The 25,782-nt window shown below is 72.9% G+C and carries 23 protein-coding genes and 1 pseudogene; 10 read left to right on the top strand and 14 right to left on the bottom strand.

The genetic code is table 11. From position 1 onward, the window contains the following. Positions 1-208 precede the first annotated feature (208 nt). Entirely contained in the window at positions 209-748 is a 540-nt protein-coding gene (locus IO36_RS40940) for a GtrA family protein (RefSeq protein ID WP_037628242.1), read from the top strand. Between the two features lie 79 nt (positions 749-827). Here IO36_RS40940 and IO36_RS40935 read toward each other — a convergent pair whose 3' ends face one another. After that, entirely contained in the window at positions 828-2,111 is a 1,284-nt protein-coding gene (locus IO36_RS40935) for an ATP-binding protein (protein ID WP_037628241.1), read from the bottom strand. A 137-nt stretch (positions 2,112-2,248) separates the two neighbouring features. Beyond that, entirely contained in the window at positions 2,249-2,926 is a 678-nt protein-coding gene (locus IO36_RS40930; RefSeq protein ID WP_037628240.1) for a response regulator transcription factor, read from the bottom strand. Between the two features lie 526 nt (positions 2,927-3,452). On the opposite strand from IO36_RS40930, the gene IO36_RS40925 reads away from it, so the two are divergent. Continuing rightward, positions 3,453-4,949, top strand: a complete 1,497-nt coding sequence (locus tag IO36_RS40925; protein ID WP_037628239.1) for an oligopeptide:H+ symporter — start codon at positions 3,453-3,455, stop codon at positions 4,947-4,949. A 124-nt stretch (positions 4,950-5,073) separates the two neighbouring features. Here the strand turns inward: IO36_RS40925 and IO36_RS40920 are convergent, their stop codons facing one another. From IO36_RS40920 to IO36_RS40895, 6 genes are all read right to left on the bottom strand, one after another. Beyond that, positions 5,074-6,342, bottom strand: a complete 1,269-nt coding sequence (locus IO36_RS40920) for a hypothetical protein (protein WP_037628238.1) — start codon at positions 6,340-6,342, stop codon at positions 5,074-5,076. Between the two features lie 62 nt (positions 6,343-6,404). Continuing rightward, complete coding sequence (locus IO36_RS40915) at positions 6,405-7,562, bottom strand: hypothetical protein (RefSeq protein WP_037628328.1); 1,158 nt, start codon at positions 7,560-7,562, stop codon at positions 6,405-6,407. 5 nt (positions 7,563-7,567) lie between these two features. Further along, positions 7,568-8,548, bottom strand: a complete 981-nt coding sequence (locus tag IO36_RS40910) for a COG1470 family protein (RefSeq protein WP_037628237.1) — start codon at positions 8,546-8,548, stop codon at positions 7,568-7,570. A gap of 30 nt (positions 8,549-8,578) precedes the next feature. Then, positions 8,579-9,310, bottom strand: a complete 732-nt coding sequence (locus IO36_RS40905) for an LPXTG cell wall anchor domain-containing protein (protein WP_037628236.1) — start codon at positions 9,308-9,310, stop codon at positions 8,579-8,581. 177 nt (positions 9,311-9,487) lie between these two features. After that, positions 9,488-10,084 (bottom strand): ATP-binding protein, encoded by a 597-nt coding sequence (locus IO36_RS40900; protein ID WP_037628235.1) that lies wholly within the window; start codon positions 10,082-10,084, stop codon positions 9,488-9,490. 275 nt (positions 10,085-10,359) lie between these two features. Continuing rightward, complete coding sequence (locus IO36_RS40895) at positions 10,360-10,728, bottom strand: STAS domain-containing protein (RefSeq protein WP_037628234.1); 369 nt, start codon at positions 10,726-10,728, stop codon at positions 10,360-10,362. A 249-nt stretch (positions 10,729-10,977) separates the two neighbouring features. Here IO36_RS40895 and IO36_RS40890 point away from each other — a divergent pair, with 249 nt between their 5' ends. Together IO36_RS40890 and IO36_RS40885 are read left to right on the top strand one after the other, a co-directional pair. Then, a complete protein-coding gene (locus IO36_RS40890; protein WP_037628233.1) occupies positions 10,978-11,895 on the top strand; it encodes an RNA polymerase sigma factor SigF in 918 nt (305 codons plus the stop codon). Positions 11,896-12,165: 270 nt separating this feature from the next. After that, on the top strand, positions 12,166-13,743 hold the full coding sequence (locus IO36_RS40885; protein ID WP_037628232.1) for an RICIN domain-containing protein: 1,578 nt from the start codon (positions 12,166-12,168) through the stop codon (positions 13,741-13,743). Positions 13,744-13,770: 27 nt separating this feature from the next. Here the strand turns inward: IO36_RS40885 and hutI are convergent. The 4 genes and pseudogenes from hutI to hutU form a co-directional block, all read right to left on the bottom strand. Continuing rightward, a pseudogene (hutI, locus tag IO36_RS40880) lies at positions 13,771-14,916 on the bottom strand (imidazolonepropionase); the annotation flags it as partial. A gap of 28 nt (positions 14,917-14,944) precedes the next feature. Then, complete coding sequence (locus IO36_RS40875; protein ID WP_037628230.1) at positions 14,945-16,303, bottom strand: formimidoylglutamate deiminase; 1,359 nt, start codon at positions 16,301-16,303, stop codon at positions 14,945-14,947. Next, entirely contained in the window at positions 16,300-17,523 is a 1,224-nt protein-coding gene (locus IO36_RS40870; protein WP_037628229.1) for an allantoate amidohydrolase, read from the bottom strand. The genes IO36_RS40875 and IO36_RS40870 overlap by 4 nt, the downstream gene beginning before the upstream one ends. Beyond that, positions 17,520-19,184, bottom strand: a complete 1,665-nt coding sequence (gene hutU / locus IO36_RS40865) for a urocanate hydratase (protein ID WP_037628228.1) — start codon at positions 19,182-19,184, stop codon at positions 17,520-17,522. The genes IO36_RS40870 and hutU overlap by 4 nt, the downstream gene beginning before the upstream one ends. Before the next feature lie 116 nt (positions 19,185-19,300). Between hutU and IO36_RS40860 the strand changes: the two genes are divergently transcribed. From IO36_RS40860 to IO36_RS40840, 5 genes are all read left to right on the top strand, one after another. After that, positions 19,301-20,713, top strand: a complete 1,413-nt coding sequence (locus IO36_RS40860; RefSeq protein WP_078943755.1) for a type III PLP-dependent enzyme domain-containing protein — start codon at positions 19,301-19,303, stop codon at positions 20,711-20,713. A gap of 294 nt (positions 20,714-21,007) precedes the next feature. Next, complete coding sequence (locus IO36_RS40855) at positions 21,008-21,415, top strand: hypothetical protein (RefSeq protein ID WP_037628227.1); 408 nt, start codon at positions 21,008-21,010, stop codon at positions 21,413-21,415. After that, complete coding sequence (locus IO36_RS40850; protein WP_037628226.1) at positions 21,412-22,224, top strand: hypothetical protein; 813 nt, start codon at positions 21,412-21,414, stop codon at positions 22,222-22,224. Before IO36_RS40855 ends, IO36_RS40850 begins: the two co-directional genes overlap by 4 nt. A gap of 65 nt (positions 22,225-22,289) precedes the next feature. Further along, a complete protein-coding gene (locus IO36_RS40845) occupies positions 22,290-22,799 on the top strand; it encodes a roadblock/LC7 domain-containing protein (RefSeq protein ID WP_037628225.1) in 510 nt (169 codons plus the stop codon). Positions 22,800-22,813: 14 nt separating this feature from the next. Further along, positions 22,814-23,188, top strand: coding sequence for a roadblock/LC7 domain-containing protein (locus IO36_RS40840; RefSeq protein ID WP_037628224.1), 375 nt, complete (start codon positions 22,814-22,816; stop codon positions 23,186-23,188). A 28-nt stretch (positions 23,189-23,216) separates the two neighbouring features. Here IO36_RS40840 and IO36_RS40835 read toward each other — a convergent pair whose 3' ends face one another. Next, entirely contained in the window at positions 23,217-23,786 is a 570-nt protein-coding gene (locus IO36_RS40835) for a hypothetical protein (RefSeq protein ID WP_037628223.1), read from the bottom strand. Positions 23,787-24,028: 242 nt separating this feature from the next. After that, complete coding sequence (locus tag IO36_RS40830) at positions 24,029-24,898, bottom strand: MurR/RpiR family transcriptional regulator (RefSeq protein ID WP_037628325.1); 870 nt, start codon at positions 24,896-24,898, stop codon at positions 24,029-24,031. A 351-nt stretch (positions 24,899-25,249) separates the two neighbouring features. Between IO36_RS40830 and IO36_RS40825 the strand changes: the two genes are divergently transcribed. Further along, positions 25,250-25,687, top strand: a complete 438-nt coding sequence (locus tag IO36_RS40825; protein WP_078943754.1) for a hypothetical protein — start codon at positions 25,250-25,252, stop codon at positions 25,685-25,687. Positions 25,688-25,782: the final 95 nt, after the last annotated feature.

Genomic DNA, 25,782 nt, shown 5'->3' with positions numbered 1-25,782 from the left:
CTCCAAGAGTATCGGCCGCGCCACGGTGGCCGGTTTCCGCGGTGATACGCCCGATTTTCCCTGCCGGTGACCGCCTCTTTTCTTACCTGTGAGCACATGCACAGGCATCGCGAGAGGGCGCTGGTTAGCATGGGCTGGTTGGCGTATTCACGCTCGCGCTCACCCGCGCGGCAGACGACACGACCCACCGACAGGGGCTGGCGACACCATGGGCAGTGCCACACCGGGGCCTTCTACGAGGCCTCGCAGCGCGGTTCGGCGCCGCTTCGACCTGCTCTTCCGGGAGGTCGCCAAGTTCGGCGCGGTGGGCGGTGCGGGGCTGCTCGTCAATCTGCTCGTGTTCAACCTCGTACGCCACCTCACCGGCCTGCAGGTCGTACGGGCCAGCGTCATCGCCACGGTCGTGTCGATCGTCTTCAACTACATCGGGTTCCGCTACTTCACGTACCGGGACCGCGACAAGGGCGGGCGCACCAAGGAGCTGACGCTGTTCCTGCTGTTCAGCGCGGTGGGCCTGGTCATCGAGAACGGCGTGCTGTACGCGGCGACGTACGGCTTCGGCTGGGACAGCCCGCTGCAGAGCAACGTCTTCAAGTTCCTCGGCATCGGCGTCGCGACGCTCTTCCGCTTCTGGTCCTACCGCACCTGGGTGTTCCGGGCGCTCCCGGCCCGGGAGGCGGTGGCCAGCGCCGAGGCGTTCCTGGACGAGGTACCCGACGCCCGCCGCACGCGGGCCCGTGTGAACTAGGGCCTGTCCGGGCCCACGCCCCTCCGGCCGGTCCTCCCCGCCCGCTCTTTCCTCCCCCGCCCGGCCCGGGCGGCCCCCGCTACCTGACCGTGCGCTCCTCGTCGTCCTCCGGGAGCCGGGGCGGGCGCTTGAGCGGTGTGCGGGACAGGAACATGCCGAAGACCGGCGGCTGGGCCTGGAGCATCTCCAGACGGCCCCCGTCGGCCTCCGCGAGGTCGCGGGCGACGGCGAGGCCGATGCCGGTGGAGTTGCGGCCGCTGATGGTGCGCTCGAAGATGCGGGCGCCGAGGTCGGTGGGGACACCGGGGCCCTCGTCGGTGACCTCGATGACGGCCTGGTTGCCGGTCACCCGGGTGCGCAGCGCGACGGTGCCGCCGCCGTGCATGAGGGAGTTCTCGATCAGTGCCGCGAGGACCTGGGCGACCGCGCCCGGGGTGCCCACCGCCTGCAGATGGCGTTTGCCGGAGCTGACGATCGCGCGGCCGGCGCTGCGGTAGGCCGGGCGCCATTCCTCCAGCTGCTGCTTGATGACCTCGTCGAGGTCGAAGGAGACAGCGGAGCCGGTCCGCGGGTCGCGGGCGTTGGTCAGCAGGCGCTCGACCACGTCCGTGAGGCGCTCCACCTGCGTCAGCGCGATCGTCGCCTCCTCCTTCACCGTGTCGGGGTCGTCGGTGAGGGTGATCTCCTCCAGGCGCATGGAGAGCGCCGTCAGCGGGGTCCGCAGCTGGTGGGAGGCGTCGGCGGCGAGACGGCGCTCGGCGGTGAGCATCCGGCCGATCCGCTCGGCGCTGCCGTCCAGCACGTCGGCGACCCGGTCCAGCTCGGGCACGCCGTAGCGCTTGTGCCGGGGGCGGGGATCGCCCGAGCCCAGCCGCTCCGCCGTCTCGGCGAGGTCGGTGAGCGGGGAGGCGAGGCGGTTGGCCTGGCGTACGGCGAGGAGGACGGCGGCGATGATCGCCAGCAGCGCGACGGCGCCGATGACCAGGAGCGTGCGGCCGACCTCCTTGGTCACCGAGGAGCGCGGCTCCTGGACGGTGACGGTCTCGCCGGACTCGCCCTTGGCGGTGTACTGGATGACGTCGCCGGCGGGCTGGCTGCCGACCTCGATGGGATCGCGGCCCGGGATCCTGATCACGGCGTAGCGCCGGTCGGTGACCTGGTTCCGGAAGGTCTCGGCGCTGATGTTCTCGTCGCCGAGGATGCGGCTGTCCACGATGCTGGCCAGGCGCAGCGCCTCGGAGTCCACCCGTTCCTGGGCGCTGTTGCTGATCGTGCGGGTCTCGACGATGACGAGGGAGACGCCGAAGACGGCGATCACCACGAGGACGACGGCGAGGGTGGACTGGATCAGACGGCGACGCACGGGGCCCTCCGGGCAGATGGCTGTACGGGGACCAGTGTGCACGCTCGCCGCGCCGGCCCGGGCCGTGCGCGGTCCGGGCGGCGCGGGTTTCCCCCCGCCGCCCGGTCCGGACGGGCCTCAGGTGTTCCCGGAGGGCGTCAGCTCTTCTCGAAGCGGAAGCCGACGCCGCGGACCGTCGCGATGTAGCGGGGGTTCGCCGCGTCGTCGCCGAGCTTCTTGCGCAGCCAGGAGATGTGCATGTCGAGCGTCTTTGTGGAGGACCACCAGGTGGTGTCCCAGACCTCGCGCATGAGCTGGTCGCGGGTGACGACCCGGCCCGCGTCCCGGACGAGGACCCGCAGGAGGTCGAACTCCTTGGCCGTGAGCTGGAGTTCCTCGTCGCCCATCCAGGCGCGGTGCGACTCGACGTCGATGCGCACACCGTGGGTGGCGGGCGGCTGCTGGGGCTCGGCGGAACCGCGCCGGAGCAGCGCCCGTACCCGGGCGAGGAGTTCCGCGAGCCGGAACGGCTTGGTGACGTAGTCGTCGGCGCCGGCGTCGAGGCCGACGACGGTGTCCACCTCGTCGGCGCGCGCGGTGAGGATGAGGATGGGCACGGTGTGGCCCTCGGCGCGGAGCCTGCGGGCGACTTCCAGTCCGTCCATGCCGGGCAGTCCGAGGTCCAGGACGACCAGGTCGACGCCGCCCTGCATTCCGGCGTCGAGCGCGGTGGGTCCGTCCTCGCGGACTTCGACCTCGTAACCCTCCCGGCGCAGGGCACGGGCCAGCGGCTCCGAGATGGACGCGTCGTCCTCGGCGAGCAGTACACGGGTCATGGGGTGATGGTAGTCCGCCGCGCCGTACGCCCGGGCAGTGATCCGCCTTGGGGATTCACACCCTCCGTCCGGGTGTTTCTTACCTGTGTGTTCGGGATGAGATCATGGATAACACCTTCGAATGATCGTCCGCGGTTCCAGGATCGCCTGTGATCCATATCTCAAGTCCTTCCATATGGGGCATTGTGATGTCGTATGGTGACCGAACGCCTGATGCACCACCTCGGGACCTTTGGCTCGAACATGATGCTGAAGGTCTCTTCTGTGTGCGGGCTGGTGTCAGCCAGCCTTTGAAGGAAAGACCTGTGGCCGGGCCCGGACGCGCTGACGCGTGCCGGGCGTGGATCCCGGTGGTCGCCGTCCGCCCGTTCCGGCAATCCGGAGCGGACTCCCCGTGGGCGTGGGGACGGACGCCGGACCCCGCCGGTGCCGGCCGCCCCCCATGGGCGCGTAATTCCCCCGGGTTCTCGGTTCGCCGTGAACGCGGGGACCCCCCAACAGCGCGTCCCGACCAGCAAGGATCGACATGGCGTCCAGCCTGACGAAGGACTCGGTGTCGCCGGGAATCTCCGGCTCCGAGAAGACCTTCTTCGGCCACCCCCGCGGACTGGCCACTCTCTTCATGACCGAGATGTGGGAGCGTTTCTCCTACTACGGGATGAAGGCACTGCTCCCGCTGTACCTCGTGGCACCGGGCGGTCTCCACCTGAGCGCGGCCACCGCGACCGCCATCTACTCGGTGTACCTCTCCCTGGTGTACCTGCTCGCCCTGCCCGGCGGCTGGTTCGCCGACCGCGTTCTCGGCCCCCGCAAGACGGTCGCCGTCGCGGGTCTGATCATCATGCTGGGCCACCTCACGCTGGCTCTGCCCTCCTCCGGCACCTTCTTCGCCGGCCTCGGCCTCGTCGCGATCGGTTCCGGTCTGCTCAAGGCCAACATCTCCACGATGGTCGGCCACCTCTACGAGGGTCCGGACGACCCCCGCCGTGACGGTGGCTTCACGCTGTTCTACGTCGGCATCAACCTCGGTGCCTTCGCCGCCCCGCTGATCATCGGCACCGTCGGCGAGAACGTGAACTGGCACCTGGGCTTCGCCCTCGCCGCGCTCGGCATGGCGCTGGGTCTGGCCCAGTACCTGCTCGGCGGCCGCCACCTCAGCGCCCGCTCGCACGAGGTCCCCACGCCTCTGTCGGCCGAGGAGAAGTCCTCGACGCTGCGCAAGTCCGCGATGTGGGCCGCTGTCGCCGTCGTCTTCTACTCGATCGTCGGCTTCTCGGGCCACTACACCCTGAACTGGCTGCTGGTCCCGATCACGATCGCCGGTCTGGTCATTCCGGTCATGGTCATCGGGCGCATCAGGCGCGACAAGTCCCTGGACCGCGCCGACCAGTCGAAGATGTCCGCGTACGTCTGGTTCTTCGTGGCCGCTGCCGTCTTCTGGATGATCTACGACCAGGGCGGCTCGACGATGTCGATCTTCGCTGACGAGTCGGCGAAGAACACGATCTTCGGCTGGGAGTTCCCGGTCTCCTGGTACCAGTCGGTCAACCCGGTCATGATCATGGCGCTGGCCCCGGTCTTCGCCTGGGCGTGGCTGTGGCTGAACAAGCGCGGCAAGGAGCCGAGCACGGCGACGAAGTTCGCCTCGGGTCTCATCCTGATCGGCGCGTCGTTCTTCCTCTTCCTGGCCCCGCTGACGATCGCCGAGGGCGGTCACAAGGCGGCCGCGATGTGGCTGGTGGCGATCTACTTCGTCCAGACCGTCGGTGAGCTGCTGCTCTCCCCGGTCGGCCTCTCCGTCACCACGAAGATGGCCCCGGCGAAGTACGCCTCCCAGATGATGGGTGTCTGGTTCCTGGCCGTCACCGCCGGTGACGCCACGACCGGTCTGCTCTCCATCGCCAACGTCGACCTGAACAAGACGGGCATCGTCGCCCTGGAGGCCACGCTCGCCGTGGTCGCCGGTGTCGCGGTGTGGATGTACCGCAAGAAGGTCAAGGCGCTCATGGGCGACGTCCACTGACGTCGGCTCCGGCACCCGCGAAGGGCCGTCGCACCGTTCGGTGCGGCGGCCCTTCGCCGTTCCCGCGGCCGGCCGGGCCGGGGCGGGGACCTGATGGGGCGCCATGGCGGTCAGCGCGTGCCGGTCACCGGGTCCGGCGCCGTCCCGGCATGAAGGTGAAGACCGCGCCGCCCAGCAGGACGACCGTGCCCGCCACCAGTCCGAGCGCCTGAAGGGCCGCGTGGCTGCCGGAGCCCGTCTCCGCCAGACCGCCACTGGAGGACGTGCCGGCCGAACCGGAGCCGGACGAGGAGGATCCGCCGCCCGAGGCGCCGCTCGCCTGCTCCGAGGTGTCCAGGGTCAGCGAGACCACGGACTTGGCGGGGGTGCAGGTCGTCGTCGTGCCGAGGGCCATCACCGTCAGCACGCCCGGGGACAGGGTCGAACTGCCGGTCGCGCCCGGCTTGTAGGTGCCCTTCAGATCGGGGATCTCGATGGGGTCGCCCGACTTGATGGGCGCGGAGTTCGTGGGCCCCTCCACATGCACCGTGCCCTTGTCGGCGCCACCCAGGACGACCTCCATCGACGGCTTCACGGAGTCCGCGGGGATGTCCGCCGGACTGTCCATCACCGACGCCTTGAACTGCACGGTGAGGTCGAAACTCCCGCCGTTCTTCTTCGCGTTGATCTGGACGGCCGAGGTGGCGTTCTTGTCGCCGATCGGCGTCTTGCACGCGTAGGGGACGGAGACCTCCTTGCCCGTGAAATCGGTCTGCCCGCTCCCGGAGCCGCCGGTGTCGGTCCCGCTGCCGCTGGGCGACGGGGTGGCCGACCCGCTCGGCGTCGGGGTGGGAGTGGGCGTGGGGGTGGGAGTGGGCGTGGGGGTGGGCGTGCCGCCCGTCCCGCCGCTCGTCACCTTGATGGTCGCCGAGGGGTTCACCGCCTCCTTGGGGGTGCACTTGGTGTCGGTGGAGATCGGCTTGCTGACGTTGATGTTGTACGCGCCCGGCGTGAGCGTGACGTCCCCCGCCGTCGTCAGTTTCAGTTTGCCCGTCATGTCGGACAGCTTCATGTCGCTGTTCTTGGGGATGGCGGGGTTCTCGCGCGGTCCCTCCATCGCGATGTCCGCGCTCTGCGCGCCGCCCGCCTTCAGCGTCCCGGTGGGCTTGACGGTGTTCGCGTCGAGATCGAGGACGTCGGGGTTCTTCGAGGCGGCCTGGACGAACTTCCAGGTGATGGTGACCTCGTCGCCCACCTTCGCCTCGGCGGGCGCGGTGATCTCGACCTTCGTGGTGCCCTCCACGGCGGGCAGCCCGGAGATGGCGGGCGGAATGCACTCCGTGCTGTACGACACCTCGGCGGCCTGCGCCGGAACCGCGGCCACTCCCAGCAGGATGCCCGCACCGCCGAGCATCAGCGCGACCCCGGCCGCGCCCGCTCGGCGGCCTCCGGCCGGTACCACTCTCCGTAGCGTGCTCACGTGTGCCCCTTTCTCGTCTGCGTCGTCGGACCGTTCTCGTGCGGTGCGGAGAGCCGGCCGTGCACCCCGGCCCCCGGATCGCCGTCCGGGGTGAACCAGGGCAGGAGCGGGGAGGCCGGGGCGTCCGCCGGCGTCCGGGAGGCGGGGTCCGCCCGGGGCAGGCGGGGGGTGCGCGCGGCCGGCCACAGGGCCCGGTGGCGGCCGGCCCGTCCGGTGGACCTGCGGGGACGCACGCGGTCCACCACGGCCATGCCGATCCGGAACACCGCGGCCGGGACGACCACGCAGAGCAGGATCCAGAAGAGGGTGACGCCCCAGGGGCGGCCGACGCCCCAGGGCTGTTCGGCGAGCACCTTCCCGCCGTACTTCAGCGAGATCGTGTAGTCGCCGTGCGCCCCGGCCGACAGCTCGACCGGGATCCTGATCTGCGCCTTGCGGCCCGGCGCGACGGTGCCGCGCCACTGCTGCTCCTCCCACTGCGGGGCGAACACGCCGTGGGCGGTGCCGACCTGGAAGACCGGGTCCTTCACGGGGGCGGTGCCGACGTTGCCGACGGTGAGGACGAGGGTGCGCGAGGGGGGCGAGCCGAACCAGGTCAGCAGACCGCTCGACCCGTCGAGCCGGGTGTCGGTCAGCACCGCGATCCGGCCGCCGCCCTCCTCCTTGGGCAACGGCTCGACCGCGTGGCCCGCCACCATGAAGATCGCGTCGGCCTCGGCCTTCTCCCCGGTGACGGTGGCGACGTGCACCACGCAGGGGCACGGCTCGGGCGGCTCGGCCACCGGCAGCTTCTTGCTGAAACCGCCCTGCTCGTCGGTGGTGACGGCCCGCCCGTCGGCGTTGGCACAGGAGTTGGTGCCGCCGATCACCCCGCGCGAGGGCACGGACTGTCCGCAGATCAGCATCATCAGCAGCGTCCCGGGCCGCCATCCACGGCCGGTCACGACGACCGAACCGCCGGTCCCGGCCTCGGACTTGGACAGCGTGACGCTCGGCCTGCCCGCGGCGGAGGCCGGTGCCGCCGCGGAGGCCTGTGCCCCCGCGGAGACCGGTATCGCCGCGGAGGCCGGTATCGCCGCGGCCGCCGTCACCGCCGGGACCAGCACGAGGGCCAGCACCGCCCCCAGCGCCGCCGTCCGTATCCTGCCGCCCAGGACCCTCACACCACCGCTCCCGTCAACTCGACCTCTGTGCCGGGCCGTTCACCGGCCCCGCCGTCGGGCGCCCGGCCCGCGCCGCGTCCCGGCCCCCGCGTCCCGGCCCGCCGCCGTCGCCACAGGGCGAACACCGCGCCGAGCAGCGCCGCCAGGGCGCCTCCCGCCCCGGCCACCGCCGTCCAGGACACGAACCGGACCTCCGCGGTCGCCGTCGAGCGCACGCCGCCCGCCGCCGTCACCGTCAGCCGCACCCTGGCCGAATCGAGCGCCGGCGGGTCGGCCCACACCTCGTGGAGGGTGACCCGGCGGCCCGGCCGGAGCTCGACGGGCAGGGCCCGCGGGCCCCGGTCGAGGAGCGGGCCGAGGACCCCGTCGGCGTGCACGGCCAGGGACGGCCGAAGGACCGTGGTACCGCGGTTGACCAGCTCGTACGAGATCCGGCCCCCGCCCACCCGGACGTGCTCGACGGTCAGCGCCGGCAGCGCCGGTCCCGGCACCCGGAGCCGGACCCGGACCGCCTCGGTGCGGCCGCCGCCGCTGGCGAGGACCGCGCCGGGGTGATCGCCCGGCGCCGCCCCCGCCGGGACGGCGATCGTGAACGGCACGTCGGCCCGGGTGTGCGCCGGCACCCGCACCGACAGCTCGCGCACCGCCGTCCTGCGGCCGTCCGCGTGCCCGGCGAAGGCGATCCACGCACCCGCGTCCACGGGCCGGTCCCGCCCGGCGGGGGCGCTGCCCAAGGTGCCGTCCGCGGCGCCGCGCAGCCGGACGGTGAGGGGCCGGGCTCCCGGGTTGAGCAGGGACACCGCGTCCTGCAGGACCGTGCCGGGCGCGCCCTCCGCGTAGACGGCGGGCCGCCCGTCGGCCGCGCCGTCCGCGGCCGGCACGACGGACCAGCCCTCGGCGGCCCGGGCCGTCGGTGCCGCGCCCAGCAGCACCAGGGTCAGGCCCAGCGCGCGGGCGGCGGGGAGTGCGTACGGCATGCGGCGGCTCCAGGTCGTCGTGCGGGAAGGTCAGCGGCGTACCGCCTGGTGCCTGCGCGTCAGCCACAGCACGCCCGCCGCGCCCGCGAGCAGGACCGTGCCGCCGAGGGTGCCGAGCGCGATCACGGAGTCCTCGGGACCGGTCTGCGGCAGGGAGCCGCCGGAGTCGGAGCCGCTCTGGGACCCGCTGGAGCCGGAGGAACCCGAGGCCGACGAGCCCGACGTCGACGAGCCGGAGCCGCCGGCCGCCGTCACGTCGAGGGTCAGCGAGGGCCCCGGGTTGTTCGAGGGGGTGCAGGTGGTCGTGGTGCCGAGGGCCTTGATGGTGAGGACACCCGCGGTGAAGGTGACCTTGCCGGACTTCTTCGGCGTGTACGTCCCGCTCAAGTCACTGATCTTTATAGGGGTGTTGGCGGGGATGGCGGCCGCGTTGGCGGGACCGCTGACCGCGACCGTGCCGCTGTCCGCGCCGCCCACCTTGATGACGGCGCTCGGCGACATCGCGCCCTTGCCGAGTTCGACCGGGCTGGAGGAGACGCCCTTCTGCCAGGACATGGTGAGCTTGTAGGAGCCGCCGCTCTTGACGCCCTTGATGTCGATGGGCGAGACGGCGCTCTTGTCGCCGATCGGCGTCTTGCACTGGTAGTTGACGTCCACCACATTCGCCCGGGCAGCGGGGGCGGCCGTCAGCACCGCCGAGCCGGCCAGGGCCGCGGCGAACGCGAGCGCGGCGGTTCGTTTCTGGTACGTCCGGTACGACACGGGCCTGCCCCTCGTTTCTGACGGAACATCAGATCGGCCGTCAAGGTACGCCCGGGGACTTGAGGAGGGAAGACACAGCGCGCGCCGGATCCGTGAGGATCCGGCGCGCGCCGGGTGTTGCTCTTGAGTTGTCGGACGGCTCCTGCGGCCGGGCGGACGCGAATGGTCGGACAGACCCTAGGCCGGGGCTCCCAGTTCGGCCCAGACCGTCTTGCCCGCGACCCCGGGCGCGCGGACGACGCCCCAGTCCAGGCAGAGCCGCTGCACGATGAACATGCCGTGGCCGCCGGGACGGCCCGCGCGGTGCGGGGTCCGCGGGGCGGGCTGGCCCGCACCCCGGTCGGAGACCTCGATGCGCAGCACCTTGTTGTCGCAGGAGATCCGGAGCTCGTCCGGGCCCTCGGCGTGCAGGCAGGCGTTGGTGACCAGCTCGGAGACGACCAGCAGGACGTCCTCGGCGGCCGCGCGCCGGTCGGCGCTCGCCGCGGGCAGCCAGCCCCACGCGTACAGCGCCTGCCGGGCGAAGTCGCGGGCGAGCGGCACGACGCCGCTCTCGCCCTCGAGGCGCAGCGCCCGGATCTGACGGCCCACGGCCGCGGGGGCCGCGCCGGCCGGGGAGGCGACGTCCACGGGCGTCGCCCCGGCAGACGGGGCGACGTCGACGGGCGTCGCGCCGTCCACGGGCGCCACGCCGGGCGCGGACACCGCGGAAGCGCCGCCGTCGCCCGACTCGGGGCCGCGGTCGCCCGGCGAGCAAGGCCGGGTGGTGCTCATCAGCGCTTCACCTCACCGATTCACCGGTTCACGATTCAAGACTCAGTACGCAGTACTCAGTACGGATGGATCAACGGCTTTCGCCGCTGGTGGATCAACATCTTCCGCCACGCCCGCCGTCCGCCCCCGGACCACCGGCGCGTCCAGGATCTCTCCTGCCCGACGGAACGGCCCGAACACCCACTTATTCGGCACGGCCCCTGTGGCGACGGTGACACGCCGGTCACTCAGGGGTACCGGGGGTGCGTGAGGCGACATGGCGAGGGACCCCCGGATCAGGCGGACAGGGCCGCTTCGAGCGTGTCGTGGACGGTGAAGACGGCCTCCGCCCCGGTGATCTCGAAGACCCGGGCGACCACCGGCTGCATCGCGGCCAGATGTACCCCGCCGCCCGCGGCCTCGGCCTTCAGCCGGGCCCCGAGCAGCACGTTCAGCCCGGTGGAGTCACAGAACTCCAGCCGGGAACAGTCGATGACCAGTCGCGCGTACCCCTTTTCGAGGCATCCCTCGAGTGGTTCACGCAACAGATCAGCCGTGTGGTGATCGAGCTCACCCGCGGGGGTCACGACAGCACTCGTGCCCTCTTCCCGCACCTCGACAAGAAGCCGGCCAGACTGTGCGCTGCCGACCGTCCCGCGGTCCATGCCGTCTCTCTCCCGAGTGTCGCGACTACTGACGTACGCACTCGAACACTACGCCTTCTCTACGTCACCCGACACCCGAACAACCCCCCGAAAATGGACATTTCACCGCACATGACACTTGCGGTGAGTTCAGGAAAGCGGGTAGGGCTAGAAGAGACACCTATCCGACCCGGCCGGCTTTGGAGGCGCCGCACACCGCAGTGCACGTATGGGCATCGGCAGCCATATGCCGAGAACGATGGAGGGCACATGTCACCCCGGCTCGACGCATCGCAGAACCTGACGGCGACGTCGGCTCCTTCTCCGGATTCCCCGGAGCACGTCGACCACACCGGAACCGACGGAGTCGACGCACTCACCGGACTCGCCGGACTCCCGGAGATCCCCCCGTTCGACGAGGTGGGGCCGGTGGACGCACGGGCTCTGTCCAAGACACTCTTCGCACGGCTGCAGTCCCTCGAGGAGGGCACGCACGACCACGCGTACGTCCGCAACACGCTCGTCGAACTCAACCTCGCGCTGGTGAAGTTCGCCGCCTCCCGCTTCCGCTCCCGCAGCGAGCCGATGGAGGACATCATCCAGGTCGGCACCATCGGCCTGATCAAGGCGATCGACCGGTTCGAGCTGAGCCGCGGGGTCGAGTTCCCGACCTTCGCGATGCCGACCATCATCGGCGAGATCAAGCGCTTCTTCCGCGACACCTCCTGGTCCGTCCGGGTCCCGCGCAGGCTCCAGGAACTCCGGCTCGACCTGGCCAAGGCCGGTGACGAGCTGGCCCAGCGCCTGGACCGCGCCCCGACCGTGGACGAGCTCGCGGAGCGGCTCGGCATCACCCGCGAGGAAGTCGTCGAGGGCATGGCCGCGTCCAACGCGTACACGGCCAGCTCGCTGGACGCCCAGCCGGAGGAGGACGACTCCGAGGGCGCGCTCGCGGACCGCATCGGCTACGAGGACCACGGGCTCGAGGGCATCGAGTACGTCGAGTCGCTCAAGCCGCTGATCGCCGAACTCCCGCACCGCGACCGGCAGATCCTCTCGCTGCGGTTCGTGGCGAACATGACCCAGTCCGAGATCGGCGACGAACTCGGCATCTCCCAGATGCATGTCTCCCGGCTGCTGTCGCGCACCCTCGTGCGGCTGCGCAAGGGTCTGACCGTCGAGGAGTGACAGGCTTCGCGGTCCGCGAGACCGCGCGCACACGGAACGGCCCGGCGCGAAAGCGCCGGGCCGTTCCGTCTTTCCGGCTCCCGCCCGGGAACGGATCCGCGCAGCTCAGACAACTCACGCACCGCTCAGGGATGTTGAGAGCGCTCCCACGGAATCGTTGTCGAAACAACTCTTTTCCCGGGAGACCGATCCCGTCACTATGGGCATCCCAAACTGGCCGGTACGTCAGGACCGGACGAGCACGCACCAGGTGCGGGGAGGCGGACGAACATGGCACAGGGCGACCCGGCCGACAGAGACACCGCGGCCGAGGGCGACGGACAGGCCACGGGAGCGTCCGACGCCCGGCTGACCGAGCTGCTGCGCGGCGGCACCTCGACGGCGTACGCGGCCCTCCGGGAACTCCGCGGACGCCACCGCCCCTCGGTCCTCGCCTACGCCCGGCTGTGCACCACCGGCGAGTCCGGGGCCACACAGCTCACCGCCCAGACCTTCACCCTCGCGGCCCGCGAGACGGCCCGCGGCATCGACCCGAACGTCCCCTGGCGGCACCAGCTCCTGCTGCTGGCGGGACGCGTGGCCGCCTCCTGGGCCCGGGACCAGCGGGCGGCGGGCCTCGACCCGGGGCTGCTCCTCGTCCTCAGCACGGCGGGCCCCTCCGGGCCCGTCCCCTCCCTGCTCCCCGCCTTCCAGTCGCTCCCGTCCCGCACCCAGGGCCTCATCTGGTACGCGACCGTGGAGCGCGAACCCACGCCGCGGACGGCGGTCCTGCTCGGCCTCACCCCCGAGGACGTCACCTACGGCGGCGAGCAGGCGCTCCAGTCGCTGGCCCACGCCTGTCTGCGGTACCGGCTGGCCGCCTCGGACGATCCGCGCTGCGGGGACTTCCGCCGGCTGATCGAGGAGTCGGTGCGGCCCGACAACCCCCGCACCAGCACCGACCTCAACACCCACATGGCGCACTGCGCGCACTGCTCGGCCGCGTACGAGGAACTGTCCGCCCTGCGCGACCATCCGCGCTCCGCCCTGGCCGAGGGCCTGTTGCCGTGGGCGGGCACGGCGTACGTCACGAACGACGTGCCGCCGGGCCCCGTACCGCCCGTGCCGCCGGCCGGTCCGCGGGGGGCGGCACCGCCATGGCGGCCGTCCCGCCGGGTCGTGCTCACCTCGGCCGCGGCCCTCGGTGTGGCCCTGGCGCCGGTGCTCTACCTGCTGCTGGCCCCGGGCACCACGCCCGCCACGGACACGGCCGGCTCGGTCGCCGCGCCGTCCGGCCCGCCCGCGGTGACCGTCACGGCCACGGTCCCGGTCTCCCCGTCGGCCTCCGCCGCCTCGCCCTCGTCCTCGCCGTCCCCGTCGGCCACCTCCGCGTCGCCCTCCCCGTCCCGCACTTCGGCGCCGCCGAGGTCACCGAGCCCGAGGCCGAGCCCCACCGCCGTCCTCAGGCCGCCCGGCGGCTCCTTCACCCAGGTGGTGAACGTGGCCTCGGGGCTGTGCCTGGACATCCGCGACGGCGACATGGAGAAGGGCACAGACGTCGTCACGGCGCCCTGCTCGTCCTCCGACACCCAGCGCTGGCGGGTCTCCGACGGTTCCCTCCGGTCGGCCGCCGACGACGACTTCTGTCTGGACAGCCGCGGCTCCGTCGACCGCGGCGTGGGCATCTGGGAGTGCTCCTCGCTCGACGGCGACCACGGCGACAACCTCCGGTTCACCGTCGACGGGGACGGGGTGATCCGCCCGGCCGTCGCCATCGAGACGGCGGTGACGCCGGACGGCGACGGCGGGCTGTCCCTGGTGCCGCTGACCGGGGGCACGGGCCAGCGCTGGCGCGCGGGCAGCGCCTGAGGGCCCCCGCCGGGGCCCCGTCGGCGCTCAGATCTCGCGGACTCCACGCCGCCAGACGCCGGTGACCAGCGGGACGCCCGGGCGGTAGGCGAGGTGGACGTGGCTGGGAGCGTCCAGCAGGGTCAGGTCCGCGTAGGCACCCGGCGCGATGCGGCCGACGTCGTCCCGGCACAGGGCGCGCGCACCGCCCGCCGTCGCCGACCACACGGCCTCGTCCGGGGTCATCCGCATGTCCCGTACCGCGAGCGCGATGCAGAAGGGAACGGACGAGGTGAACGACGAACCGGGGTTGCAGTCGGTGGACAGCGCCACCGTGACACCGGCGTCGATCAGCCGGCGGGCGTTCGGCCACTCGGCGCGGGTGGAGAACTCCGCGCCGGGCAGCAGGGTCGCCACGGTGTCGCCGCTCGCGAGGGCGTCGACGTCGGCATCCGTCAGATGGGTGCAGTGGTCGGCGCTCGCCGCGTCCAGCTCGACGGCGAGCTGCACACCGGGCCCGTAGGAGAGCTGGTTGGCGTGCACGCGCGGGTGCAGGCCCCTGGCCTTGCCGGCCGTCAGGATCGCCCGCGCCTGGTCGCCGTCGAAGGCGCCCTTCTCGCAGAAGACGTCCACCCAACGGGCGTACGGGGCGCAGGCGTCGAGCATCTCGCCGGTGACCAGGGCGACATAGCCGGCCGGGTCGTCGGCGTAGTCCGGCGAGACGATGTGCGCGCCGAGGTAGGTGACCTCGTCCGTGTGCGAGGCGGCGATGCGCAGGGCGCGGGCCTCGTCGTGGACGGTCAGGCCGTAGCCCGACTTGGTCTCGAAGGTCGTGGTGCCCTGGCGGAGCGCCTCGCGCAGGTACCGCGTGAGGTTGCGCTCCAGTTCCTCGTCGGAGGCGGCGCGGGTGGCGGCGACGGTGGTGCGGATGCCGCCCGCGCTGTACGAGCGTCCGGACATGCGGGCGTTGAACTCCTGGGTGCGGTCGCCCGCGAAGACCAGGTGCGAGTGGGAGTCCACGAAGCCGGGGATCACCGCGCGCCCGCCGGCGTCGACCCGGTGGTCGGTGGCGGGTGCCTTGCCGGCCTCACCGGTCCACGCGACCCGGTCGCCCTCGATGACGACGGCCGCGTCCTGGATCAGACCGAGGGGGGAACCGTCGCCGAGGGAGGGGTCGTTGGTGACGAGGCCGGGCGGGCGGGTTCCCCCGCCCGCCCGGGGGTCAGGAGCGGAGCGCCTGGACGGCGTCCGCGAGCGCTGTCGCCACGTCCGGTACGAGCGTGTGCGCGCCGTCGCGCACGACGTGCCGGCCCGCCACGACCGTGTGCCGGACGTCGGCGGCCGTGGCCGCGAAGACGGCCGTCTCGGCGCCGAGGCGCGGCACCGGTCCCGCCGTCCTGACGGAGTCGAGGGCGATCGTCGTGAAGTCGGCGAGGGCGCCCGTCTCGATGCTGCCCGCGCCGTCCCAGCCGAGGGCCGCGTGGCCGTCGGCGGAGGCGGCGCGCAGCAGGGCGGCGGCCGTCCAGTGACCGCGGGTGCGGGTGCGCAGCCGTTCGTTCAGCTCCATGGCGCGGGCCTCTTCGAGCAGGTCGATGACGGCGTGGCTGTCGGAGCCGAGCGAGAGGGGCGAGCCGGCGGCCTGGAGGGCGACGGCGGGGCCGATGCCGTCGGCGAGGTCGCGTTCGGTGGTGGGGCACATGCAGGTGCCGGTGCCGGAGCCGCCGAGCAGGGCGATGTCCTCGTCGGTGAGGTGCGTGTTGTGGACGCCCGTGGTGCGCGGTCCGAGGACGCCGTGGTCGGCGAGCAGCCGGGTGGGGGTGCGTCCGTGGGCGGCGAGGCAGGCCTCGTTCTCCGCGGTCTGCTCGGACAGGTGCACATGGAGCGGGGCGCGCCGCTCCTCGGCCCAGCGCGCCACGGTGGCGAGTTCTCCGGCGGGCACGGCCCGTACGGAGTGGATCGCCGCGCCGATCCGTGCGTGGTCCCGGTCCTTGAGGAGGGAACAGCGTTCCGCCCAGGCCTCGGCGGTGCCGTCGGAGAAGCGCCGCTGGTGCTGGTTGGGCGGCTGTCCGAAACCGGAGGAGAGATAGGCGGTGTCGAGCAGGGTGATGCGGATGCCGGCGTCGGCCGCGGCGGCGATGAGCGCCTCGCCCATGGCGTTGGGGTCGGCGTAGGGGGTGCCGTCGTGGGCGTGGTGGACGTAGTGGAACTCGCCGACGGCGGTGACTCCGGCGAGGGCCATCTCCGCGTACGCCGCGCGGGCCAGCGCGTGGTAGGTCTCCGGGGTCAGCCGGTCCGCGAAGGAGTACATGATCTCGCGCCAGGTCCAGAAGGTGCCGGAGCCGACCTGGACGGTGCCCCGCAGGGCGCGGTGGAAGGCGTGGGAGTGGGCGTTGGCGAGGCCGGGGAGGGTGAGGCCGCGCAGGATCTCGGCGCCCGGCGGCGGGGTGTCGACTCCGGTGCGGACGTCGGTGACGCGGCCGTCGGCACCGGCTCCGGAGCCGCCGGCCGACACGGTCACGGCGACGCCCGGCTCGACGTGGGTGTCGAGCCAGGCGTGTTCCAGCCAGTACGTCTTGGTCACCTGCAGGCCAGCCCTTCGAGTACGTCGGCGAGTGCGGTCACCCCGGCCACGCAGTCGTCCTCGGCGGCGTACTCGGCCGGGGAGTGCGAGACGCCCGTGGGGTTGCGTACGAACAGCATGGCGGTCGGGACGGTGCCGGAGAGGATTCCGGCGTCGTGTCCGGCGCCGGTCCCGAGGACGGGCACGGTCAGGGCGGCGTCGCGTTCCTTGCCCAGGATGCGGGCGAGTTCCTCGCGCAGGGCGTGCCCGAACTCGACGACGGGGGTGAACGACTCGCGGACGACGTCGAGTTCGACGCCCTGGGCCTCGGCGTACTCGCGGGCCGCCTTCTCGACGCCGCCGACGACGGTGTCGAGGGTCGCCTGGTCGGCGGCGCGGGAGTCGAGCCAGCCGCGCACCAGGGAGGGGATGGCGTTCACGCCGTTGGGCTCGACGGCGATCTTGCCGAAGGTGGCGACGGCGCCCGCGAGCCGGGCCTCGCGGCGGGCGGCGAGGACGGTCTCGGCGTACGGCAGCATCGGGTCGTGGCGGTCCACGAGCCGGGTGGTGCCGGCGTGGTTGGCCTCGCCGCGGAAGTCGAAGCGCCAGCGGCCGTGCGGCCAGATGGCGCTGGCGATACCGACCTGGTCGCCGCTCAGGTCGAGGGCGCGGCCCTGCTCGACGTGGAGTTCGACGAACGCGCCGATCCGGCCGAGGCGTTCGGGGTCGGGTCCGATGGCGGCGGGGTCGTACCCGGCGCGCTCCATGGCCTGCGGCAGGGTGACGCCGTCGGCGTCGGTGAGCCGGTGCGCCTGTTCCACGGTGAGCTGTCCGGCGGCCAGCCGGGAGCCGACGCAGGCGAGGCCGAACCGGGCGCCCTCCTCGTCGCCGAAGTTGACGATGGCGAGGGGCTTGGTGAAGCGGACGCCCCGGGCGCGCAGTTCGTCGAGGGCGGCGAAGGAGGAGACGACGCCGAGGGGGCCGTCGAAGGCGCCGCCGTCGGGCACGGAGTCCAGGTGGGAACCGGTGACGACGGCGTCCCCCTCGGCGGGGTCGCCGAGCCAGGCCCACTGGTTGCCGTTGCGGTCGAGTTCGTAGGTGAGCCCGCGGGACTCGGCCTGCTGCCGGAACCAGGCGCGGCACTCGGTGTCGGCCCCGGTCCAGGCGAACCGGCGGTAGCCGCCGGAGGCGGAGCTGCGGCCGACCGGCAGCAGCTCCGCCCACATGCTGTGGAACGTCACGCGTCGCCGCCCTCGCGCATCGGGATGCGCACACCGCGCTCGTCCGCGACGGACTCGGCGATGTCGTAGCCGGCGTCGACGTGGCGGATGACGCCCATGCCGGGGTCGTTCGTCAGCACGCGGCGGATCTTCTCGCCCGCGAGCCTGGTGCCGTCGGCCACGGAGACCTGGCCCGCGTGGATGGAGCGGCCCATGCCGACGCCGCCGCCGTGGTGGATGGAGACCCAGGAGGCGCCGGAGGCGACGTTCACCATGGCGTTCAGCAGCGGCCAGTCGGCGATCGCGTCGGAGCCGTCGAGCATGGCCTCGGTCTCCCGGTACGGGGAGGCGACGGAGCCGCAGTCGAGGTGGTCGCGGCCGATGGCGAGCGGGGCGGCGAGCTCGCCGGAGGCCACCATGTCGTTGAAGCGCTCGCCGGCCTTGTCGCGCTCGCCGTAGCCGAGCCAGCAGATGCGGGCGGGCAGGCCCTGGAAGTGGACACGCTCGCCGGCCAGCTTGATCCAGCGGTGCAGGGACTCGTTCTCCGGGAAGAGGTCGAGGATCGCCTTGTCCGTCTTGTGGATGTCGGAGGCCTCGCCGGACAGGGCCGCCCAGCGGAAGGGGCCCTTGCCCTCGGAGAAGAGCGGGCGGATGTAGGCGGGGACGAAGCCGGGGAAGGCGAAGGCGCGGTCGTAGCCCGCGAGCTGGGCCTCGCCTCGGATGGAGTTGCCGTAGTCGAAGACCTCGGCACCGGCGTCCATGAAGCCGACCATCGCCTCGACGTGCTTGGCCATGGACTCACGGGCGCGGGTGGTGAAGCCGGCCGGGTCCTTGGCGGCCGCGTCGGCCATGTCGTCGAAGTCGACGCCGACGGGGAGGTAGGCGAGCGGGTCGTGGGCCGAGGTCTGGTCGGTCACGATGTCGATGGGCGCGCCCTCGGCGAGCATGCGCGGCAGCAGCTCCGCCGCGTTGCCGAGCAGGCCGATGGAGAGCGGCTTGCGCTGGTCACGGGCCTCGACGGCGAGCTGGAGGGCGTGCTCCAGGGAGTCGGCGCGTACGTCCAGGTAGCGGTGCTCGATGCGGCGCTCGATGGCGCGGGGGTCGACGTCGATGCAGATCGCGACGCCGTCGTTCATCGTGACGGCCAGCGGCTGGGCGCCGCCCATGCCGCCGAGGCCGGCGGTGAGGGTGATCGTGCCCGCGAGGGTGCCGCCGAACTTCTTCGCGGCGACGGCGGCGAAGGTCTCGTAGGTGCCCTGGAGGATGCCCTGGGTGCCGATGTAGATCCAGGAACCTGCGGTCATCTGGCCGTACATGGTCAGACCCAGCTGCTCCAGGCGCCGGAACTCCTCCCAGTTGGCCCAGTCGCCGACCAGGTTGGAGTTGGCGATGAGGACGCGCGGGGCCCACTCGTGGGTCTGCATGACACCGACGGGACGGCCGGACTGGACGAGCATCGTCTCGTCCTGCTTGAGGGTCCGCAGCGTGCGGACCATGGCGTCGTAGGAGCGCCAGTCACGGGCGGCCTTGCCGGTGCCGCCGTAGACGACGAGCTTGTCGGGGTGCTCGGCGACCTCGGGGTCCAGGTTGTTCTGCAGCATCCGCAGGGCGGCTTCCTGCTGCCATCCCAGGGCGCTCAGTTCCGTACCGCGCGGCGCTCGGACGGGGCGGGGTCCTGACATGGTCTGCCTCCTAGCGGACTGTTGCTGTAGATATTCACATCCTGACTTCTTGAATAGAGCTAGTCAATAGGCGCGCGGCCCGGCGCGCGCTCCGGCCGGATGTTTGGCTGGGACGCATGGGCGCAGACATGGACAGGGCAGGGGACCGGACGGACGGCGACGGGGCGGACGGGGCGGCGATGTCTTCGGCGGAGCACGCGGACACGGCACGGGTGGCACGGCGGGACGACGCCGTACGGGCCGCGGTGGAACAGGGGCTCGTCACCCCGGACCATCCCATCGCCGCGCTCCTCGACGTGCGGGGCATCCGGGCCTCGGCCGCCGCGCTGCACGCCGCGTTCGCCGCGGTGACCGCTCCCGGCACCCCGGTCCTGCACGCCTTCGCGGTGAAGGCGACACCCCTCGTGCCCGTCCTGCGGCTGCTGGGCGAGGAGGGCATCGGCGCGGAGGTGGCGAGCCCCGGGGAACTCGCGCTCGCCACGGCGGCCGGGATCCCGCCGGAGCGGACCGTGCTCGACTCCCCCGCCAAGACACCCGCCGAACTGCGCCAGGCCCTCGCCCTGGGCGTCGCGGTCAACGCGGACAGCCCGCAGGAACTGGAGCGCCTCGACGCGCAGGTCCGCTCCGCGCCCACCGGCTCGCCCCTCGGGATCCGGGTCAACCCGCAGATCGGCGGGGGGTCGATCGAGGCGCTGTCCACGGCCACGGCGACCTCCAAGTTCGGGGTCGCGCTCCGGGACGAGGGCGCCCGCGCCTGGATCGTACGGGCCTACGCCGACCGCCCCTGGCTGACCCGGCTGCACACGCACTCGGGTTCGCAGGGCATGCCGCTGGAGCTGATGGCGCGGGGCGTGGCGGAGACGTACGCGCTCGCGGAGGAGATCAACCGGCACGTCGGCAGGCATCAGGTCGACACGGTCGACATCGGCGGCGGACTGCCGGTCGACTTCGGCTCGGACTCCATGGCACCGACGTACGCGCAGTACGCGCGGCTGCTCCGGGAGGCGGCGCCGGGACTGTTCGACGGGCGGTACGGACTGGTCACCGAGTTCGGGCGGTCCCTGCTGGCCAAGCACGGCACGGTGCTGGCCCGGGTCGAGTACGCGAAGTCCGCCGGGGGCCGGGCGGTCGCGGTCACCCACGCCGGGGTGCAGATCGCGACCCGCACCGTCTACGCGCCGGGGTCGTGGCCGCTGCGGATCGCCGCGTACGACGCCAAGGGCCGGCCGAAGACGGGGCCGGACGTCGTCCAGGACGTCGCGGGCCCGGCCTGCTTCGCGGGCGACCTGCTCGCCGAGGGCCGCCCGCTGCCGCTGCTGGAACAGGGCGACCACGTGGCCGCGCTGGACACCGGCGCGTACTACTTCGCCCACCACTACGCGTACAACTCGCTGGCCCGCCCCGGCGTCTACGGCTTCGTGCCCGCCGGGGACACCCCCCGCTTCGCGGTCGTGCGGGAGCCGCAGACCCTGGCGGAGATCGTCGAGGAGTCGGGCGGCGCCCGGGCGGACTCCCTGACGGACCTGTAGCGACCCGGGGCGGCGGGACGTAACCGCGAGGGACCCGACAGGCTCACCGGCACCCCGGCGCGCCCTCGAACCGAGGAGCGCCCGCTCGCACCCATGTGCGCCCCCTCGGCCCCGTCCCGGGGCAGCACAAACCGACCCCAGGGGGTTTGGGCGCGCCCGAGAATGTGGTCAGCCGACCCACCTTAGTCACCGCAGGCATTTTCCACAGGAAAATGCCGGATCACTCCCTTCCCGTGGGCACAGTGCGTAACTTCTTCGTCACTCGGCCGAACCCTTTGGCGGGAGGGAGACACGGTGCCCGGTATCGACGAGTGCCTGCTGGAGGCCATGACACTGCCCGGGGCCCGGGGCGCCTCGGTGGTCGACTGGACCAGCGGTCTGGCCCTGGGCACGGTCGGCGACGCTCCGGGCGACGACCACGAGACGACCGCGGCGGAGGCCGCCGAGCTGGCCCGGCTCGCCGCGGAGAACCGCTCGTTCGCCCCCAAGGGCGGCTCCGACTGGTCGGAGTGGTCCGACCAGGAGACCCCGATCGAAGACCTGATCATCAGCAACCGCGACAGCTACCACGTGCTGCGGTTCGTCCGGACCGCCTTCGACAGCAGCGTGTTCCTGCATCTGTGGCTGGCCCGCTCGGACGGCAATCTCGCCCTGGCCCGCATCCGGCTGGGCGAGATGGCCGGACGGCTGGTGCTCGTATGACGACCGTCAGGACGCCTCCCCCGCCCCGGCTCCCGATACGGGACACGGCACCCGGCGCCGCCGGCGGCGCCTCTCCGATGCTCAGCCGGCTCGCCGACGAACGGGCCACCGGCGTCCTCATCCGCGAACGCGGCACCCTCTACCTCGCCGACGGCGAGGTGGTGCACGCCGAGAGCCCGGCCACCCCCGGTCTCGACGTGCTGTTCTCCGTCCACGGCGTCCTCGCCCCCGAGGTGTGGCGGGAGGCCGTCGCCACCGCCGGCGCGCGCCGCCGGGTCGGCCGCTTCCTGATCGACAGCGGCCGGATCGCCGAGGGCGCGCTGGAACTGTGCCACCTCGGCTCCCTGTACGACGCCGCGTACTTCGTCCTCGGCCCGAGCAGCACCCCGAGCCGCTTCCGGTACGGCGCCGCGCACTGGTTCGGCCCGCTGCGCCCCGTCCCGGTCGCCGCGGTCGAGCGCGAGACGGTGCGCCGGCGCGAACTCCTGCACCGGATCTGGCCGGACCCCGCCACCGACACCGCGCCGCTGCGGCGCGCCCCGCTCGCCGCGGGGCCGTCCGTGCCGCAGCGTCAGGAGGCCGTCCTCGGCCGGGTGGACGGCGTCCGCACGGCGGCGGACGTGTCCCTCGCGCTGGGGCGCCCCGCCTTCCACACGCTCGTCGACCTGCGCCGGCTCGCCGCCGCCGGGCTCGTGACGGCGGCGCCCGTACCGCAGCCGCTCCCCCCGCCCGGCGTGCTCACCCAGACCTCCGCCGATCCCGACGTCGCGCTGCTGCGACGGCTCAGAGACGCGCTGGAGGCCTTGTGAGTCCCAACCCCGCGGGAGGCCTTGTGATCCGCGCGCTACGACAGCGTGCCGAGAGGAGACTGCTGATGGCCGCGGAGGCCGAAGTCCTGGACGAACTCCATCGGCTCCGGGCCCGGGTCCCCCAGCTCACCGGAGCCCTCGCGGCCAGTGCCGACGGTCTCGTCCTCGCCCACGACACGCCCGGCGTCGAGCCGGACGGCCTGGCCGCCCTCACCGCGGCCGCCCTGGGAGTCGCCATCCGCATGGCCGAGTCCACCGGCCACGGCGACCTGCGCGAACTGCTGGTCCGCGGCGTGCACGGCTATGTCGCGACGTACGCGGCGGGCGGCTCCGCCGTGCTGACGCTGCTCGCCCAGGACCGGGTCAACGTCGGCCGGCTGCACCTGGAGGGGCGGCGCTCCGGCACCCGGATCGGCGAGCTCGTCGACGCCGCCACGGCGCGCGGCGAGCCGGCCGCCGAACCGCCGGCCAAGACCTCCGCGAAGGCCCCCCTGCGCACGCGCACCCCACGCGGGACCACCCCGCGTTCCACGTCCACTCCTGCCACCAACCACCCGAGAACATCAGAGAGCTGAAGGAGCACCACACCATGTCGAACACCGAGACCGCCCTCAAAGAAGCCCTGGCATCCATCGAGGGCGCGACCGGAGCCGCGCTCGTCGACTACACCAGCGGGATGGCGCTGGGCACCATCGGCGGCAGCAAGAGTTTCGACCTCACCGTCGCGGCCGCCGGCAACACCGACGTCGTCCGCGCCAAGCTGCGCACGATGGAACACCTGGGCCTGAAGGGCGACATCGAGGACATCCTGATCACGCTGTCCGACCAGTACCACCTGATCCGGCTGATGAAGGGCCGCGGCGGGAACGGTCTGTTCCTGTACCTGGTCCTCGACCAGAAGCGGGCCAACCTGGCGATGGCCCGGCACCAGTTGAAGCGGATCGAGGCCGATCTGGAGATCTAGTTCGCCACCGGGTCCGGTTCCCTTCCGGTCAGTGACGCCGCGCCCCACCGGGCGCGGCGTCACCCGCCGCCACCCCCGTGGCCCGGACGGCCCGGACCGGCTTCCCGACGGGGGCACCCGCGCGCGGGCCGAGCCAGTCGACGCGCACCCAGATCAGCGCCCCTCCGGCGCGCTCCAGCCGCCCGAGCCGGGCGGCCTTCCACCACAGCCCGACGCCCGCGCCGGCGAGCAGCATGCCGCCCGCGGCGGGCACGGCGAACCCGCTGCCGAACGCGACGGCGAAGGCGAGCAGCAGCCACCAGCGGTGTCCCCGGCGCCAGTTGCGCACGGTCACGGCGCGGTCCTGGAGCACGTCGTGCTTGCTCGCACGGGCGGCCGCGCGGACCAGGGAGTCGTACCGTTTCCTGCGCCAGTACGCCACCACGACCGCCGTGACGAGGAACAGCGCGGTCCCGGCCAGGACGCCGATCCTGCGCCCGGTCAGCCCGGGGAGCAGCAGCCCGATCCCGGCGGCCAGTACTCCGCACCACCACAGCGGCGCGGCTCCCGCCCGCACCACGACGGCCACCCGGGCCAGTCCCTGTCCTCCGCGCGCCACGATCCGCCTCCCGCCTCGACGCCTGCACGGCGCGGGCACACCGTCGTCCGCCGTCCCGCCCGTGCGTCTCTGGGCGCGCAGGCTAGCCAGGGAACGTGAGACGCGTCTGAGAAACGCCCGCATCGTCGCCGGGCACCGGAGAGAAGACCCGGTTCCCGGGAGCGGCCCACCCGACTCCGCCGACAGCCCGTGCAGGGCGGACCGCTCCACTCCCGCCGACAGCCCGTGCAGGGCGGACCGCTCTACTCCACGAACAGCCCGCGCGTGGCGGCCCGCGCGTCGAACTGCTCGAGGCGCGCCTGGGCGTCCGGCAGGTCGTCGCACATGGCCTCCAGCAGAACGCGGCCGAGCAGCATCGGGGCGCACGCCGTGTCGAACGCGAGGCCGGTGCCGACGGCGGCGGGGAGCAGCAGGTCGGACACCTTCGCCACCGGCGCGAACGCCGAGTCGGCGACCGTGACGACCGTCAGCCCGGCCTCCTTGGCGTAGCCGAGGGCGTCGACGACCTCGCGGGGGTGGCGGGGCAGCGCGAAGCACAGCAGTGCGGTGGCCCCGGCACGGACGGCCGCGTCGACGCGGTCCTGGAGCATCGTGCCGCCCTCGTGCAGCAGCCGGACGTCGGGGTGCACCTTGGCGGCGAAGTAGGCGAAGCCGTAGGCCTGGGAGGCGGCGGCGCGCAGGCCGAGGACGGGCAGCGGGCGGGACGCGGCGAGCAGCCGCCCCGCCCGGGCGACCGGACGCGGGTCGGCGAGCACGGCGGCGAGGTGCCGCAGGTTCTCGATCTCGGCCTCGACGGCCTGCTGGTACTCGTTGTACGAGGCCGTGTCGGCGGCCGGTTCGGCGGGCGTGACCTCGCGCAGGTGCCTGCGCAGCGCCGGGTATCCGTCGAAGCCGAGCGCGACCGCGAAGCGGGTGACGGAGGGTTGGCTGACCCCGGCGAGTTCGGCGAGCTCGACGCTGGACAGGAACGGCACGTCGGCGGCGCTGCGCACCATGCTGTGGGCGATGCGCCGCTGGGTCGGGGTGAGCCGGCGTCCCTCGAAGAGGGTCTGGAGCCGTCCGGCGGGGCTGTCGCTCACACTCGTGTCGCTCTCCACGCCGCTGTCACCCATCACCTTGCGGACCCCCATCGCCCTGCCGACCCCGGTCACCTTGCCGACCCCGCCCTCGTCGCCGCCGCCCTCGCCGCCGTCGTCGGACCTGTCGCCGCCCCGCGTGCCGGTACGGGCGATGACCGCCTGTACCCGGACGCCCCGGGAGAGTACAGCGTCGTGCCCGGGCGAGCCGGACGGGTCGACGGCCTGGGCATCACACGCACACCCTTCTATTCAGGTATCGACAACTCTGCATGACGATATGCAGACCGGGCAAGGGGTGCCGGACGCCTCCCGGGGGCCGGCCCGGCCGCAAGAGGGGGGCTATCCCCAGTGCCCCGAGCGGCCCGGCTGCCTACCGTGAGGGACATGACCGGTATGAACGCCCGCCATGACGACGCGGAGCTGAAGAAGGAACTCGACGCCACCCTGCACGCACGCAGGGAACTCGGCGAAGAGTACGAGTCCGCGCTGGTCGACTCCTTCCTGGAGAAGGTCGAGCAGCGCCTCGACGGGGCGGTCGACCGCCGGGTGCGCCGTCGGCTCGCGGAGCAGCAGATGTTGGTGGCGCGCGGGGCGCGGTCGCCGCAGTCGGCCGACTCCTGGGGTGAGCGTTTCGGTTTCGGGATCGTCTCGCTGGTCCTCGCGATCCCGCTGTCCGCGATCGGCGCGACACAGGCGAACCTGCCGGGGCTGCTGGTCGCCTGGGGCGGGATCGTCGGGGTGAACGTGGTCCAGGCGGCGCGCACGTCCCCCGGCCTCTTCGCCCGCCGCGGGAACCGGCAGGAGTCGGACTGGGAGGAGTAGCCCCCGGACGAGCGGCCCACGGGGACGGCCCCTCGCCCGGACGGTCCCTGGCCGTGACGGTCCGCCGCCGGGACGGTCCGCCGCCGGGACGGTGC

The sequence above is a fragment of the Streptomyces aureus genome, from assembly GCF_000725495.1.
Lineage (GTDB): Bacteria > Actinomycetota > Actinomycetes > Streptomycetales > Streptomycetaceae > Streptomyces > Streptomyces aureus_B.
Note: the sequence above shows the minus strand (reverse complement) of the source record. Positions and strands in the feature narration are given on the sequence as shown.

Excerpts from the sequence above, each read along its gene's own strand:
- IO36_RS40910 (WP_037628237.1), bottom strand. The coding sequence starts at position 8,548 with ATGCCGTACGCACTCCCCGCCGCCCGCGCGCTGGGCCTGACCCTGGTG.
- IO36_RS40830 (WP_037628325.1), bottom strand. The coding sequence starts at position 24,898 with ATGGGTGACAGCGGCGTGGAGAGCGACACGAGTGTGAGCGACAGCCCC.
- IO36_RS40930 (WP_037628240.1), bottom strand. The coding sequence starts at position 2,926 with ATGACCCGTGTACTGCTCGCCGAGGACGACGCGTCCATCTCGGAGCCG.
- IO36_RS40925 (WP_037628239.1), top strand. The coding sequence starts at position 3,453 with ATGGCGTCCAGCCTGACGAAGGACTCGGTGTCGCCGGGAATCTCCGGC.
- IO36_RS40860 (WP_078943755.1), top strand. The coding sequence starts at position 19,301 with ATGGGCGCAGACATGGACAGGGCAGGGGACCGGACGGACGGCGACGGG.
- hutU (WP_037628228.1), bottom strand. The coding sequence starts at position 19,184 with ATGTCAGGACCCCGCCCCGTCCGAGCGCCGCGCGGTACGGAACTGAGC.
- IO36_RS40920 (WP_037628238.1), bottom strand. The coding sequence starts at position 6,342 with ATGCTCGGCGGTGCGGGCATCCTGCTGGGAGTGGCCGCGGTTCCGGCG.
- IO36_RS40840 (WP_037628224.1), top strand. The coding sequence starts at position 22,814 with ATGTCGAACACCGAGACCGCCCTCAAAGAAGCCCTGGCATCCATCGAG.
- IO36_RS40825 (WP_078943754.1), top strand. The coding sequence starts at position 25,250 with ATGACCGGTATGAACGCCCGCCATGACGACGCGGAGCTGAAGAAGGAA.
- IO36_RS40900 (WP_037628235.1), bottom strand. The coding sequence starts at position 10,084 with ATGAGCACCACCCGGCCTTGCTCGCCGGGCGACCGCGGCCCCGAGTCG.
- IO36_RS40845 (WP_037628225.1), top strand. The coding sequence starts at position 22,290 with ATGGCCGCGGAGGCCGAAGTCCTGGACGAACTCCATCGGCTCCGGGCC.
- IO36_RS40885 (WP_037628232.1), top strand. The coding sequence starts at position 12,166 with ATGGCACAGGGCGACCCGGCCGACAGAGACACCGCGGCCGAGGGCGAC.
- IO36_RS40895 (WP_037628234.1), bottom strand. The coding sequence starts at position 10,728 with ATGGACCGCGGGACGGTCGGCAGCGCACAGTCTGGCCGGCTTCTTGTC.
- IO36_RS40850 (WP_037628226.1), top strand. The coding sequence starts at position 21,412 with ATGACGACCGTCAGGACGCCTCCCCCGCCCCGGCTCCCGATACGGGAC.
- IO36_RS40940 (WP_037628242.1), top strand. The coding sequence starts at position 209 with ATGGGCAGTGCCACACCGGGGCCTTCTACGAGGCCTCGCAGCGCGGTT.
- IO36_RS40890 (WP_037628233.1), top strand. The coding sequence starts at position 10,978 with ATGTCACCCCGGCTCGACGCATCGCAGAACCTGACGGCGACGTCGGCT.